Source organism: Arthrobacter sp. SAFR-179 (assembly GCF_059414945.1).
This window is the reverse complement of the sequence record NZ_JBPFDM010000001.1, coordinates 737148-748151: the sequence shown is the minus strand read 5'-3', so window position 1 is coordinate 748151 and position 11004 is coordinate 737148. Positions and strand designations below refer to the sequence as shown.

The window sequence follows — 11004 nt, the reverse complement described above, 5'->3', positions numbered from 1 at the left end:
CAGTGGTAGATCAAATAGCAACTGAATGCAGGAGCAGATCAGATAGGCGGAATTACCGCCGGTGCAGTTCAACCTTAGCACCTTCAACGTCCACTGCCAGCTTCAGCACGCGCCAGCCGATGTCCGGCGTGTTCTCCGCGGTGTAAGCCTCGATGAAGGCGAGGGCGTGGCCTGCCTGCTCTTCACCGTTTGCCAGCACCAGGACGGTGGGCCCGGCCCCGGAAACCACTGCCGCGTAGCCTGCGTTGCGGAGTGCGCTGATCAAGGCGGCACTTGGCCGCATGGCGTCGGCGCGGTAGCTCTGGTGCAGGTAATCCTCGGTGCCCGGCAACAGGAATTCGGGGTTCTGCGTCAGCGCGTGGATCAGCAGGGCGGCACGGCCGGAGTTCATGGCGGCCGCATGGTGTCCCACGGAAGCCGGCAGCAGGGCGCGGGCCGCTTCAGTGGACAGTTCAAAGTTGGGTACCGCCACGATGGGGATCACGGACCTGGCCACGCTGGCACGGGTGCTGCTGTACTGCTCACTGTCCTGCCATGACAGCGCCAGTCCGCCGAAGAGGGCCGGTGCCACGTTGTCTGGATGGCCCTCCAGTTCACTGGTGAGCTGGAGGATCCAGTCCTTTCCGCGCTGGTCTTCGGCCGGCACCATGGCGTTGGCAGCCGAGACTGCGGCCACCACTGCGGATGCAGACGAGCCCAGTCCGCGGCCATGCGGGTTGACGTTGTCGGCAACCACCTTCAGTCCGCCGTGCCGGTAACCCAGCCGCTCAAAAGCCGCGTCCATGGCGCGGACCACCAGGTGGCTGGCATCCCGCGGCAGGGTGTCAGCCCCCTCGCCGTGGAGCTCGAAAACGAGTTCTTCGGTGTCGAGGCTTTCCACGGTGAGGGTGTCATGCAGGGCCAGCGCAAGCCCAAGGCTGTCGTAGCCGGGGCCCAGGTTCGCACTCGTGGCGGGGACCCGGACGGTGACGCGCTGTCCCGGCTCAATCAGGTGCAGTCCGACCGCGGCCTGTGAGGTGGTGTCCAAGGCTATTTTTCTTCCAGTCCCAGTTCAGCGGCAACGGTGACCACATCGTTTGGAACCTTGACGGGCTGGACGTCGCTGCCGTCCTCCGTGCGCAGGGCCCACTGGGGGTCCTTCAGGCCGTGGCCGGTGACGGTGATGACGATGGTCTTGCCGGAGGGCACGTCGCCGGCGGCGTGCTTCTTGAGCAGGCCGGCCACACCGGCGGCGGAGCCCGGCTCCACGAACACGCCTTCACGGGATGACAGCCAGCGGTGGGCGTTCAGGATTTCCTCGTCGGTGACGGCTTCGATGAGTCCGCCGGATTCGTCACGTGCACCCACGGCCCCGTCCCACGACGCGGGGTTTCCGATGCGGATGGCCGTGGCGATGGTGTCCGGCTCGGTGATGGGGTGCCCGGCTACGAACGGTGCTGCCCCGGCAGCCTGGAAGCCCCACATGGCCGGCGTCCTGGTGGAGACGGCGGGCAGCGTGCCTGCTGCTTCGGACTCGAACGGAGCCGAGTACTCCTTGTAGCCCTTCCAGTACGCGGTGATGTTGCCGGCGTTCCCCACGGGCAGGACGTGGATGTCCGGTGCGTCGCCCAGGGCGTCCACCACTTCGAAAGCGCCGGTTTTCTGGCCCTGGATGCGGGCAGGATTGACGGAGTTGACCAGGAAGACGGGGTAGGACTCCCCCAGCTTGCGGGCGATGTCCAGGCAGTTGTCGAAGTTTCCGTCGACCTGCAGGAGGGTGGCACCGTGGGCGATGGCCTGGCTGAGCTTGCCCATCGAGATCTTGCCTTCGGGCACCAGGACGGCGCACTTCAGGCCGGCGGCGGTTGCGTAGGCAGCGGCGGACGCGGAGGTGTTGCCGGTGGAAGCGCACACAACGGCCTTGGCGCCGGAAGCCACCGCGGCGGTCATGGCCATGGTCATGCCGCGGTCCTTGAAGGATCCGGTGGGGTTCATCCCTTCGACCTTCAGGTAGACCTCGGAACCGGTGAGTTCGGAGAGCTTCTGCGCGTGCACCAGCGGGGTGCCGCCCTCGCCCAGGGTGATGACCCTGGTGGACTCCGTCACGGGCAGACGGTCAGCGTATTCGCGGATGACACCGCGCCATTGGTGAGCCACTTAGACTCCTTCTACCCGCAAAACGGATGTAACTGAATTGATGACGTCCAGGCCCTTCACGGCCTCGACGGTGGCTGCAAGGGCAGCCTCTGACGCACGGTGGGTGACAATCCGCAGTTCGGCCGACTCCACGTTGGATTCGGCGTCACGGTGGATGGTCTGCCGCATGATTTCGATGGAGACGCCGTGGCCGGCGAACAGCTGGGCGATCTTTGCCAGCACGCCCGGCTGGTCTGCGACGTCCAGGCCGATGTAATAGCTGGTGGTGGCCGCGTCGATGGGCAGCGCCGGAACGTGGCCGGTGGTGGTTTCGGTACGTCCCGGGCCGCCCAGGACCAGGCGGCGGGCTGCTGAGACGAGATCGCCCAGCACGGCGGATGCCGTGGGGGTGCCGCCGGCTCCCTGGCCGTAGAACATCAGCTCACCGGCGTTTTCGGCCTCGATGAACACGGCATTAAACGCCCCGCGCACGGCGGCCAGCGGGTGTTCGCGCGGCAGGAGGGTGGGGTGGACGCGGACGGACACGCCTTCCTTGCCGTCGGCGCCGGTCAGTTTCTCGGCGATGGCCAGCAGCTTGATGACGAAACCGGCATCCTTGGCGGCGGCGATGTCCGCGGCGCTGACGGACGTGATGCCTTCACAGTGGACGTCGTCCAGGGCGAAGCGGGTGTGGAAGGACAGCGAGGCCAGGATGGCGGCCTTCGCTGCAGCGTCGTGGCCTTCGATGTCGGCAGTGGGGTCCGCTTCCGCGTAGCCAAGGCGCTGGGCCTCGGCCAGGGCGTCGGAGAACTGGGCGCCGGTGGTGTCCATCTGGTCGAGGATGAAGTTGGTGGTGCCGTTGACGATGCCCAGCACCCGGGTGATCCGGTCGCCGGAGAGGCTGTCGCGGATGGGGCGGAGGATGGGGATGGCTCCCGCCACGGCGGCTTCGTAGGACAGCTGGACGCCTGCTTTGTCGGCCTCTTCGTAGAGGGTGGGTCCGTCCTGGGCCAGGAGCGCCTTGTTGCCCGTGACCACGCAGGCGCCGTTGCGCAGCGCGGAGAGGATCAGCGTGCGGGCCGGTTCAATGCCGCCCATCAGTTCGATCACCAGATCGGCGTCCTTGACCAGGGTGTCGGCGTCGGTGGTGAAGAGCTCCTGCGGCAGGTCCACGTCGCGCGGGGCGTTGACGTTGCGCACGGCAATGCCGCTGAGCTGCAGGCGGGCACCGGTGCGGGCGGCGAGGGCGTCTGCGTCCTCAATGAGGATCCGCGCAACCTGGGCCCCAACGTTGCCACAGCCCAGCAGGGCCACTTTCAGCGTTCGCATTTCCGTCATTCAGGCTCCCATGTCGCGGTTCAGCAGGTCTTCTTCGGTTTCCCCGCGGACAATCAGCCGGGCAGATCCGTCGCGCACCGCGACAACGCCCGGCCGGGCCAGATAGTTGTAGTTGCTCGAGAGGGCCCAGCAGTAGGCGCCGGTTCCCGGTACAGCAAGCAGATCACCGGCTGCCACGTCCTCGGGCAGATATACATCTCTAACAACTATGTCGCCGCTCTCGCAATGTTTGCCCACCACGCGGGACAGTTGCGGAGCCGCGTCGGATGTGCGCGAGGCCAAAACGGCCGAATAATCCGCGTCGTACAGCACCGGCCGGGCGTTATCGCTCATGCCGCCGTCAACCGAAACATACCGGCGCGGATACGTAACGTTGTTGCCCGCGTCACCGTCGGCGGAAGCCGCAGGGGCATCCACGCGGACCGTCTTCAGCGTGCCCACCTCGTAGAGGGTGAAGGTGGTGCTGCCCACGATGGCGCGGCCGGGCTCGATGGAGATGCGGGGCGCGTCGATGCCCAGCTCGGCGCAGGTTGAACGCACGACGGCGGCCATCGCCGTCGCGATTTCCGCTGCGGGGCGCGGGGTATCCACCGGGGTGTAGGCGATCCCGTACCCGCCGCCGAGGTCCAGTTCGGGCATGGTGATGGAGTACTTGTCCTGCATGGCGGCCAGGAAGCGCAGGAGCTTCTGGGCGGCCAGGGCAAAACCGTCCGGCTCGAAGATCTGCGAGCCGATGTGGCAGTGCAGGCCCAGCAGTTCGATGCCGGGGTGCGCTGCTGCCGCCGCCACTGCTTCCTCGGCAGCGGAGATGCCGGCCTCATCAGTGGTGTCAGCCGCCATGGAGAGGCCGAACTTCTGGTCCTCGTGCGCGGTGGCGATGAATTCGTGCGTGTGGGCGTGGACGCCGGGAGTGAGCCGAAGCATGACCTTCGCCTGTTCCCCGCGGGCCTGGGCGATGCTGCCTACGCGCTGCAGTTCGGCCAGGCTGTCCACCACGATCCGGCCCAGGCCCATGTCAAGGGCCCGGTGGATCTCACCGTCGGACTTGTTGTTGCCGTGCAGGGCGACGTCCGCCCCGGGAATCCCGGCCCGGTGGGCAACGGCGAGTTCCCCGCCAGATGCCGTATCCAGGCGCAGCCCTTCCTCCTCCACCCACCGGACAACCGAGGTGCACAGGAACGACTTCCCGGCGTAGTAGACGTCCACTCCCCCGCAGATGTCCGCGAACGCGTCATTGAACGCGTCGCTGAAGGCCCTGGCCCGGGCGCGGAAGTCGTTCTCGCTCATGACGAAAAGCGGCGTGCCGTACTGCCGCTGCAACTCGCTGACGGGGATACCGTCAATGCTGAGTTCGCCATCCCCGTTGCGCGCCACGTCACGGGCCCACATGGGTTGGTGGAGGGCATTGAGGTCCGCCGGAACGGCGAGCCATTCCGGGGCAAGCGGAGAACCCTGTGCTGCTGTCTGCGTCATCGGTCCTACATCCGTTCCGGGGCTGAAACGCCCAGCAGGTCAAGTCCGTTGGCCAGCACCTGGCTGGTGGCGTCGTTGAGCCACAGCCGGGTGCGGTTGAGGTCGGTCACCGCTTCGTCACCCATGGGGGCAATGCGGCAGGCGTCGTACCAGCGGTGGTAGGCCCCGGCGATGGCCTCCAGGTGGCGGGCAACGCGGTGCGGTTCGCGCAGCTCTGCCGCCTTGGCCACGATGGACGGGTAGCTGCCCAGGTAGGACAACAGCTCATTTTCGGTGGCATGGTCCAGCAGCGAGGCCTCGAATGCTGAGCGGTCCACGCCTGCATCCACCGCATTGCGTGCGGCGCCGCGCGAACGGGCATGGGCGTACTGCACGTAGAACACGGGGTTCTCATTGCTGTGCTTCTTCAACAGCTCCGGATCAAGGGTCAACGGCGAATCGGCCGGGAACCGGGCCAGGGAGTAGCGGACGGCGTCCTTGCCCAGCCAGTCGATCAGGTCCTTGAGCTCGATGATGTTGCCGGCGCGCTTGGACAGCTTGGCTCCGTTAACGGACACCAGCTGGCCGATCAGGACCTCAATGTTCGTTTCGGGGTCATCGCCGGCAGCGGCGGCGATGGCCTTCAGCCGGTTGATGTAGCCGTGGTGGTCAGCGCCCAGGAGGTAGATCTTCTCGGTGAAACCGCGGTCCTTCTTGGACAGGTAGTAGGCGGCATCCGCGGCGAAGTAGGTGGGCTCGCCGTTCGCACGGATCATCACGCGGTCCTTGTCATCGCCAAAGTCCGTGGTCCGCAGCCAGACCGCACCGCCGTCGTCGAACACGTGGCCCTGTTCACGAAGGCGCGCCACGGCACTTTCGATAGCGCCGGCGTCGTGCAGTTCCTGCTCGGAGAAGAAGACGTCGAACTCCACGCCGAAGTCCGCCAGGGTGGCCTTGATGTCCTTCATCTGCGCTTCGTAGGCGGCGGCGCGGATGACCGGCAGCGCGGCAACCTCGGTGAGTTCGCGGATGTCCGGGTGCGCGGTGAGCACTTCGTGGCCAAGGTCTGCGATGTACTGGCCCGGGTAGCCGCCGTCGGGCACGGGAAGGCCGTGCAGCCGGTTGTAGACGGAGTGCGCGAAGGTGTTCATCTGCGAGCCGGCGTCGTTAATGTAGTACTCGGCCGTGACGTCAGCGCCGGAAGCGCGCAGCACGCGGGCGATCGAATCCCCCAGGGCAGCCCAACGGGTGTGGCCGATATGGAGGGGCCCGGTGGGGTTGGCGGACACGAATTCCATATTCACGGTGCGCCCGGCGAGCGCCGTGTTGGTGCCGTAGTCCTTGCCGGCCTCCACGATGGCCTTTGCCAGTGCACCGGCGGCTGCGGCGTCCACTGTGATGTTCAGGAAGCCGGGTCCGGCGATGTCCACGGCGGAGACGCCGTTGATCGACTTGAGGCGGGCGCTGAGCACGCTGGCGAATTCGCGCGGGTTGGTGCCCGCCTGCTTGGCCAGCTGCAGGGCGATGTTGGTGGCCCAGTCGCCGTGGTCCCGGTTCTTGGGCCGCTCCACGCGCACGTCCTCGGGAACTGCTGATGCCGCGAGGGCAATCTCGCCGGCGGCGACGGCGTCCTTGAGGCAGGCGGATATGGCGAGGGAAAGTTCTTCGGGAGTCACCCCTCTAGACTACCGGGGGCCAGTGACAGCAAAGAATTTGGCGCTCCTGGCTGCCTTCCCGGACGCATCCGGAAGAGTACGGTGAACCATTCGCGTGGATCCGGCGTTGACTAAACCGTAGCGAAAGTGAACGGTATAGCCCCAAAAGTGAAACGAGAGCCTTCATGAGACCCTCCAGCCCCCAAAGCCCCGACACCTCCGGCACTGCGTTCCGCAAAAGCATTTTCGCCGGTCTCGCAGGCCTGTCCCTCGCAGGAACGGTGGCGGGCTGCGCACCGTCCGCGGCGGACAGCACCCCTGGCACCACGGGAACCCCGGCCGCTCCTGCTGCCGGTTCTGCCGCCCCTGCCGGCACAGGCGGCAGTTACAAGGACGGCACCTACAGCGCGGACGGGAACTACGTGTCCCCAAACGGCACGGAAACCGTGGGCGTGCAGTTGACGCTGGCGGCAGGAAAAGTCACGGACGTGCAGATCACCCAGCACCCGTCCAATCCAAACACCCGGAAGTTCCAAGGCCAGTTCGCCGGCGGCATCGCTGCGCAGGTGGTGGGCCGGAACATCGACGAGCTTAACGTTTCCAAGGTTGCGGGGTCCTCGCTGACCAGCGGAGGCTTCAACCAGGCCGTCGACAAGATCAAATCGGAGGCGCAGTAGGCAGTGCCCGTCAGGGACTGGGAGGACTTTTCGTTCCAAGGGATTGGAACCGCGTGGGAAATCACCACTGCGCGGCCATTGCCGCCGTCCCTTCGCGCACGCCTCCTGGAAAGGGTTGAAAAATTCGACGGCGACTGGTCCCGTTTCCGTCCCGACTCACGGGTGGCTGAGCTGGCACGGACGCCGGGACGTTATGCCTTTCCGGAGGAGGCCGCCCCGCTGGGCGGGCTGTACCGCCAGCTGTACCGGGTTACCGGCGGCGCCATGACCCCGCTGATCGGCGGCAGCCTGGAACGCCTGGGGTATGACGCAGCGTATTCGCTGCGGCCGGCCGGTCCGCCACTGCCTGCACCGGCCTGGGAATCGGTACTCACCTGGTCCGGAACAGTCCTGACCGCGAGCGCCCCCGTGCTGCTGGATATCGGCGCGGCCGGCAAGGGCCTGTTGGTGGACCTGCTGTCCGCGGAGCTTTTGGATGCGGGCGTTGGCGCGTTCGTCATCGATGCCGGCGGCGACCTCCTGGCCCGCGGAGCAGGGCCCGTCAGCGTGGCGCTTGAACACCCCTACAACCCGGCCCAGGCGATCGGGAAGATCGACCTGGACGGCCGCGCCCTGTGTGCCTCGGCCGCCAACCGCCGCGCCTGGGGCGACGGACTGCACCACGTCCTGGACGGGACCACCGGGCAGCCGGTGCGGACCGCCGTCGCCACATGGACCCTGGCTGGGACGGCCATGCTGGCCGATGCCCTTGCAACGGCCCTGTTCTTTGTTCCCGGCGCCACGCTCCAGGAAACCTTTGATTTTTCCTGGCTGACCGTCTTTTCCGACGGCAGCGCCGCCTACTCCGCCGAATTCGAAGGGACGCTGTTCTCATGAACCCCGTGGAAACGCCGCACGCCCGCCCGCCCGCGTCCCTGGCCGGCCGGATGGGGACTGCCGTGGGCAGGTTCACCATGTACCGGATTACCCTGGTGGTCCTGGCGGTGCTGGCCGCCTACAGCGTCCTGCTCAACATCCTGGGCTGGCTGACGTTCGGCATTCCGGACATGCTGGTCCACCTTGCACTGTGCCTGGGCTTGACCTACGCCTCCAACCGGGCGCTGGCGGCTCTTTTCCGGGTGAACCCCCACACGGAGTCGTCCCTCATCACGGGGCTGCTGCTCTACTTCCTGTTCTGGCCGTCCCTGCAGCCATTGGACCTGGCAGGGGTGGCACTGGCGTGCGTCCTGGCATCCGCCTCGAAATACGCACTGGCGTGGCGTGGCCGGCACATCTTCAATCCCGCTGCCGCCGGTGCGTTTGCCACCGGACTGACCGGATTGAACATTGCAACGTGGTGGGCGGCGACTCCTGCCATGCTGTGGCTGCTGCTGCCGGGCGTGCTGCTGGTCCTGTACCGAACCCGCAAAGTGCTGATGGCGTCCGTGTTCACGCTGGTGGCCACCGCCGTCATCACGCTGGAACTGCTTCGCTCCGGCATGACGGCGGGCATGGGCATCTACCAGGCCCTGGCACAGCGGCCGGTCCTGTTCTTCGTCGGATTCATGCTGACCGAGCCCCTGACGCTGCCGCCCCGCCGCCGGCAACAGTTGGCGCTGGCCGCCGTGGTGGCGGTGCTCTTTGCCGCCCCCTGGAACGTGGGCATCTTTGCCAACTCACCCGAGGCAGCCCTGCTGGCCGGCAACCTGCTGGCCTTCCTGGCAGGCCAGCGCGGGGCCGTGAAGCTCCGGCTCACGGGTACCCGGCAGCTGACGCCGGCCACCACCGAGTTCTCCTTCCAACCTGCCCGGCCGGTGCGTTTCCTTCCTGGCCAGTACCTGGAAGTGGACCTGCCGCAGGCCAGGCCGGACGGGAGGGGCCGACGACGGGTGTTCAGTTTGACCGGCTCCCCCGGCGGGCGCCTGGTGAAGTTTGCCGTGCGGACGGCCGGCCCCTTGTCCGCGGCAAAGGAGGCGCTCCTGGCGCTGAGGCCGGGCGACGAAGTGGCAGCCACGGCAGTGGGCGGCGACTTTGTCCTGCCGCGCGATCCACACCGCCCGGTGCTGCTCATCGCAGCGGGCATCGGGATCACCCCCTTCGTTTCGCATCTGTCCTCAGGGGGCCTGCGGGAGCGGGACGCAGTGCTCCTCCTCCTGGCCAGGAGCGCTGATGAAGTGGCCTATGCGGAAGAACTCCGGGATTCCGGCATCCGGGTGCTCGTCCTCACGGCGGATGGTTCACGGCCGCCGTCCGGACTGGCCTCCGCTGCCGGTGACGCCGGCCCCCGAAACGGCTTGGAGGGAGACCGGCTCCCCGGGGACCGGCTGGACGGGAAAACCCTTGCGGCACTGGTGCCGGACATAGCGGCCCGCGAGGTCTATGTGTCGGGGTCCCCGGCGAGCGTTGCAGCGCTGCGCCGCGCCGCCAAGAGCGCCGGCGCCCGGCGGGTCCGGACAGACTCTTTCTCCGGCTACTGAGGACACCTGATTGCCCGCCCCTTCCCCCTCCAGGTGTCGGTTTTCCCTTGCGGGCCACCTTCCTGCTAAGCTCTAGGACGTCCCGCCGGGAACGGCAGGAAATCCGGATTGCCCTCGTAGCTCAGGGGATAGAGCGTCTGCCTCCGGAGCAGAAGGCCGTAGGTTCGAATCCTACCGAGGGCACAGAAAACCCCGCCGCTTCAGTGAAGCGGCGGGGTTCTTTCGTTGCATCCCTTATCCGATCCCACCGCGGGTGCCGCAGGATCAAAATTTCAGGGCGGCCTCATCAAGCGTGGCCAGGGTCAGCACGGCTTCCTCGACCGTTTCGTGGTCCTCCAGCTCACGCTCGAGCCGGCGGAGGGTTACGGCCACCTCGTGTTCGGGATGGTCCCCCTGCAGGTCAACGGCCGCCACGAGATACAGCTTGCGGGGTCCCACGAATTCCAGGTGCAGGTAGGTGAGCCGGGCGATGTCCGGGTGCTCCAGCACCCGCCGGGCCATGGACCGTTCGATGTCAGGGGTGACGCCCTGGCCCACCAGGAAACGCCTGTTCCGGTCGATCAGGACGACGGCGACGACGGCCAGCAGTACGCCGACGGCGATCGAACCGATCGCATCCGGCAGCGGCGATCCCGTGACCTGATGCAGGAACACGCCCACGAATGCCACCACGAGGCCGATCAGCGCGGCAGCGTCCTCGGCGAAGACGGCGCGCAGGGTGGGATCGGAGCTAATGAGTACCTGCTCCAGCGTGTGCCGGTCCAGCTCGTGGGCCGCCTTCCTGGTCTGCCGGAAGGCCTGGACGAAGGAGATTCCCTCGAAAACGAAAGCCACGGCCAGGACCACGTAGGCCACAGCGAAATCCGCGGCAGGTTCCGGCTCAATAATCTGCTGGATGCCATGCATGATGGACACCACCGCGCCGGCGGTAAACAGGCCGAACGCGGCGAACATGGACCACACATAGGCTTCCCGGCCGTACCCCATGGGATGGCTCTTGTCCCGTGGCCGGCCGGAACGGCGCTCGGCGAAGAACAGGAACACCTGGTTTCCGGTATCTGCCCAAGAGTGCGCTGCCTCCGCCGCCATGGAGGCCGAGCCCGTCAGGACAGCGGCCACTGACTTCGCCGCCGCCACAAGGGTGTTGGCCACGAAGGCGATAATGACCGTCAGCAGGGTTGAGCTGGACGTGGAGCCCTTTTCGGTTTCAGCCATGCGCTTACCGTACCCACCTGCGCCTGCTGCAGTACCCGGATGGCTGACCAATCTGGGGCCGCGGCCTGCCGTTGATTGTCACTGGCTCCTCTTAAG

9 protein-coding genes and 1 tRNA gene are annotated in these 11004 nt (G+C 66.8%); 4 read left to right on the top strand and 6 right to left on the bottom strand.

Annotated features, from left to right (window positions below):
• Positions 1-52: 52 nt before the first annotated feature.
• The 5 genes from thrB to argS are packed head-to-tail and all read right to left on the bottom strand — an operon-like array spanning position 53 to position 6581.
• Positions 53-1027: a homoserine kinase gene (gene thrB, locus ACR65K_RS03630; protein ID WP_440151361.1), complete on the bottom strand. Its 975-nt coding sequence runs from the start codon at positions 1025-1027 to the stop codon at positions 53-55.
• 2 nt (positions 1028-1029) lie between these two features.
• Positions 1030-2136: a threonine synthase gene (thrC, locus tag ACR65K_RS03625; RefSeq protein ID WP_440151360.1), complete on the bottom strand. Its 1107-nt coding sequence runs from the start codon at positions 2134-2136 to the stop codon at positions 1030-1032.
• Positions 2137-3453, bottom strand: a complete 1317-nt coding sequence (locus tag ACR65K_RS03620) for a homoserine dehydrogenase (RefSeq protein ID WP_440151359.1) — start codon at positions 3451-3453, stop codon at positions 2137-2139.
• Positions 3454-4926 (bottom strand): diaminopimelate decarboxylase, encoded by a 1473-nt coding sequence (lysA, locus tag ACR65K_RS03615; RefSeq protein ID WP_440151358.1) that lies wholly within the window; start codon positions 4924-4926, stop codon positions 3454-3456.
• Positions 4927-4931: 5 nt separating this feature from the next.
• The gene (gene argS / locus ACR65K_RS03610) at positions 4932-6581 is read right to left on the bottom strand and encodes an arginine--tRNA ligase (RefSeq protein WP_056335040.1); all 1650 of its coding nucleotides are present in this window, start codon (positions 6579-6581) and stop codon (positions 4932-4934) included.
• 164 nt (positions 6582-6745) lie between these two features.
• On the opposite strand from argS, the gene ACR65K_RS03605 reads away from it, so the two are divergent.
• From ACR65K_RS03605 to ACR65K_RS03590, 4 genes are all read left to right on the top strand, one after another.
• On the top strand, positions 6746-7237 hold the full coding sequence (locus tag ACR65K_RS03605) for an FMN-binding protein (RefSeq protein WP_440151357.1): 492 nt from the start codon (positions 6746-6748) through the stop codon (positions 7235-7237).
• A 3-nt stretch (positions 7238-7240) separates the two neighbouring features.
• Positions 7241-8113, top strand: a complete 873-nt coding sequence (locus ACR65K_RS03600) for an FAD:protein FMN transferase (RefSeq protein ID WP_440151356.1) — start codon at positions 7241-7243, stop codon at positions 8111-8113.
• On the top strand, positions 8110-9693 hold the full coding sequence (locus ACR65K_RS03595; RefSeq protein ID WP_440151355.1) for a ferredoxin--NADP reductase: 1584 nt from the start codon (positions 8110-8112) through the stop codon (positions 9691-9693). Before ACR65K_RS03600 ends, ACR65K_RS03595 begins: the two co-directional genes overlap by 4 nt.
• A 110-nt stretch (positions 9694-9803) precedes the next feature.
• Positions 9804-9876: transfer RNA gene (locus tag ACR65K_RS03590), tRNA-Arg, on the top strand.
• Between the two features lie 81 nt (positions 9877-9957).
• Here ACR65K_RS03590 and ACR65K_RS03585 read toward each other — a convergent pair.
• Entirely contained in the window at positions 9958-10908 is a 951-nt protein-coding gene (locus ACR65K_RS03585) for a cation diffusion facilitator family transporter (protein WP_440151354.1), read from the bottom strand.
• Positions 10909-11004 lie beyond the last annotated feature (96 nt).